We start from the raw sequence: 3,031 nt of genomic DNA on the forward strand, positions 1-3,031 counted from the left end.
TCTTTGCGCTTTTTCCAAAACTTTTCGCCCCATTTAGAGTACATCTTATCGCCAACTTCGGCATATAAAAGTCCAGAATCTACTAAAAAGATTAAGTCTTTATCCATTTCATCCAAGAATTTATCAATACATTCTTCTGCCCAAAGGTTCCACATATGGGTTTGGCTACCAATAGCTTTGCCGCCTCTGCTCGCTGATTCGGCATCCCTTAAGCGAGGTTCTTTGAGGATAAATCGCCATGTTTTGATCCAATCTTCTGGTAAAGGTATTCCATATAACGTTTTCTGTTTTTTGATTCGTTTCCATTGATCTTCGGTTAGACTATCTAACCATCTTGCAGGTATTTTATCTATTTCGGACAAGCATCTTTGACTATAGACATTTTCATCGGTACCTTTAAGAATTGCTTGTTCTGCTTGCCATAGCTCTAAAGAATCTAAGGCGACTATTCTTTTATCTTCGTTTAAAAGTGGAATTTCACCATTTTTATCTATTGATTGCATAAGAAACCTCTTTCTTAACTTTATAATTTATTATACAATAAAATTATTTTCGGCGCAATCTTATTTTTAGTATTATTCGCTTTATTATTTATAAATAATAATTTAAGGAGATTAGCTATGACCCAATTAAATGCATATAAGAAGTTCTTGGAAAGTAGGCGTGCCAAAGAGGCGGCGCCATTGGTTAAGGTTATTAAAAGCGAAGCTTTTAAAAACTACGGTGATTTTGATGACGAGGACTTTATAAAAGTAATGGATTTTAATCTAATTCCTATTTTAACTCTCATTACTGAAGATGAACAAGAAAGGCGCTGCCCTGACCCAGCTTTTGTTGTTACTTCAATAACTTCAGAAAAAAACGAGCGCGGCGTTGAGGAAATTACCGAGCTATGGCAGAGTGTAAATGAGTTTTTTGAATTAGATGAAGACGGCTTCTTCATTAAAGACGAAGAAGAAATTCTTTAATTTGAAAGGAGATAAAGGTGAAGATTGATTATAGTTTAGTAAGAGATGTTTTTCCTGCGGATATAAAAACAATCCAAAAAAGTGATGGAAAGTTTTTCTGTCCTACTTGTCGGAAAACTATGGAAGAATCAAAGTTCTTTAAAACTGGGCGAACAGAAAAGTTCAAGTTCGGCATTTTACCAACTTGTAAAACTTGCTTAATAATGGGGGTTATCGACAATGATCCAAATACTTTTATTGGTTTACTGAAAGAAATAGACATCCCCTATATACCTACCGAATGGCGAACCCTATTGGTTAAAAAGCCGCCTCAAGCCCCATCTATATTCGGCAAGTATGTCAGTAAGATGTGCTTAAACCAATTTAAGAAATATAAATGGGCAGATACTGTTCGATTAGTAGAGGATGATCAGCAGGCTTTATTACAAGCTTTGCGGCAAGAATCTGAAACTGAAACAGAAGCCGAGGATAAAGTTTCTGAAATCATGAATATGGAAGATATCGAAGTCCCTATGCCGAATAAACTTTCGAGAGGCTCTAATTCAATACTCAAGACCGGCGATGATACACCTCCTCCAGAAATTTATGGTTTAACAGAAGAGAACTCTGTATTTAACCTCACAAACGAGGAAATCCAGCAGTTAAGGTTTGATTGGGGCGATGATTATAACGAACAGCAGTTCTTAAAGCTTGAACAGTTATTTTCTGATATGCGTTCTGCTTATGTATTGCAAGACCCGGTCGCCGTTTCTAATACTCGTTTATTCTGTAAAATGACTTTAAAGATGAATGAATTTTTGGATATCGGCGATGTAGAATCAGCGGCAAAAATAAGTCGTCAATTAGATTTATTTGTAAAAACCTTAAATTTGGCACCTTCACAGCAGAAAGACAGGCAGCAAAAAACCTTTGCTATCTGTCAAATGGCTTTTCTTTGCGAAAAAGAGGGTGGTTTTATCCCGAGTTTTTATGATGGTAAACCTAACGATAAAATAGACCAGCTATTATTAGATCTAATGGAGTATACCAGAGATTTAGTAAAAGGCGAAACAGGTTTGGCGGACATGATCGAAAACGCAGAAGTTCTTCTCCAAGATTATAAAATTAATGAAGAAGATCCTGATTTAGATGAGTTCCAAATGCTTGAAAGAGAAATCCTTGAAGATATTTCTGAAATACAGGAAGAAACAGATGACCCTGATGTGGCAGTAGTTTTTAAGGACACCGCAGATAAAAAGAATAAGGGAGGGAAATAAGCCCTTGCCGTTACCTATTAAAACTTTAACTGAAAGAGAATCGTTATTCAATAAGGTAGTTACTTTAGAAGATATACGAAAGAATTTACCACAATATCGGCGAGCATTATCTTTTTTTAGAGATTATCCTGATATTTATGTAGACTTTTTAGTTGAAGCAAGTGGTCCAGATTGCACTTTTAGGTTATATCCTTATCAAAGAGTGATGTTAAGAGCTTTAGCAAGGCATCAAGATGCAAATTTAACGTTTAGCCGTGGAACATCGAAAACGTTTATTAATGTTTTATGGCAGATGATTAAATGTGACTTGTATCCTAATACCAAAGCGGCTATTTGTTCTTCGACAAAAGGGCAATCAGCAAAAATACTCGAACAGAAAGTGCAAGAAATTTTAGCCCTAATTCCCGCCTTTAAGTTTGAGTTAAAGAAAGAAAATATTAAAGTAAAAGACGACGTTACTGTTTTATTTAAAGCAGGGTCATGGATTATGAACGTCGCAGCGAAAGGCAGTACTCGAGGAGACCGTTATTTTGGCGGCATTGCAGCGTAAGTTGTAATGATATCCTATTTAAGTTAGTTGAGCAAAATTCACTAACTACCGAAGAGATTAACTTCAATGGTCCCTTCGGTATATAAAATAAAATCTGGTATATGCTGGAACATCCAAAATTCTATGTTACTAAAACTAATATCTCCGTATTAGAAATGTTACGAAAGTAGAAACAAAACATAAGAATGGAATATGGTGCAAGCCTAAGTTCTAAAAATGGACAATCAGCAGCCTAAGAACAAGGAGAATAATATGAA

At 35.5% G+C, this 3,031-nt stretch carries 4 protein-coding genes; 3 read left to right on the forward strand and 1 reads right to left on the reverse strand.

All coding sequences use genetic code 11. The features are described 5' to 3' along the window. Positions 1 to 503 (reverse strand): hypothetical protein (locus PHT93_RS14675; protein ID WP_300244429.1); only part of this gene is annotated, 503 nt, incomplete at its 3' end. A 117-nt stretch (positions 504 to 620) separates the two neighbouring features. Between PHT93_RS14675 and PHT93_RS14680 the strand changes: the two genes are divergently transcribed. The 3 genes from PHT93_RS14680 to PHT93_RS14690 are packed head-to-tail and all read left to right on the forward strand — an operon-like array spanning position 621 to position 2,774. Continuing rightward, a complete protein-coding gene (locus PHT93_RS14680; protein ID WP_300244431.1) occupies positions 621 to 968 on the forward strand; it encodes a hypothetical protein in 348 nt (115 codons plus the stop codon). Positions 969 to 985: 17 nt separating this feature from the next. Beyond that, the gene (locus PHT93_RS14685) at positions 986 to 2,224 is read left to right on the forward strand and encodes a hypothetical protein (protein ID WP_300244433.1); all 1,239 of its coding nucleotides are present in this window, start codon (positions 986 to 988) and stop codon (positions 2,222 to 2,224) included. A 4-nt stretch (positions 2,225 to 2,228) separates the two neighbouring features. Further along, a complete protein-coding gene (locus tag PHT93_RS14690; protein WP_300244434.1) occupies positions 2,229 to 2,774 on the forward strand; it encodes a hypothetical protein in 546 nt (181 codons plus the stop codon). Positions 2,775 to 3,031: the final 257 nt, after the last annotated feature.

It is taken from the genome of Massilibacteroides sp. (assembly GCF_028705895.1).
Taxonomy (GTDB): domain Bacteria; phylum Bacteroidota; class Bacteroidia; order Bacteroidales; family Tannerellaceae; genus Massilibacteroides.